We start from the raw sequence: 268 nt of genomic DNA on the forward strand, positions 1-268 counted from the left end.
TTCTCGCTGATCGGCGGTAATTGCCTTGGCTCCTTGCGGGGTCGAGCCCAAGCGTTCCTGACGCACCTGATCAACCCAACGGCGCAAGGCCGTAGGGCCAATATCCAAACTGGCACAGACCTCAGGGACCGATTGGCCCTCGTCCAACACCAAGCTCGCAGCCTTGAGCTTGAACTCTCTGGAATAAGATTTACGCATATCCAAACACCTCAGATTTGGGCGCCATCATAGCGCCCGATTGAGGTGTCCAAAATCATTAGGCCAGTTC

1 protein-coding gene is annotated in these 268 nt (G+C 55.2%); it reads right to left on the reverse strand.

What is annotated here, in order from left to right:
- Nucleotides 1–198, reverse strand: a 198-nt coding sequence (locus OC610_RS29260; protein ID WP_264433348.1) for a transposase, incomplete at its 3' end; no start/stop codon positions are given.
- Nucleotides 199–268 lie beyond the last annotated feature (70 nt).

The organism is Pseudomonas agronomica, from assembly GCF_025917275.1.
GTDB lineage: Bacteria > Pseudomonadota > Gammaproteobacteria > Pseudomonadales > Pseudomonadaceae > Aquipseudomonas > Aquipseudomonas agronomica.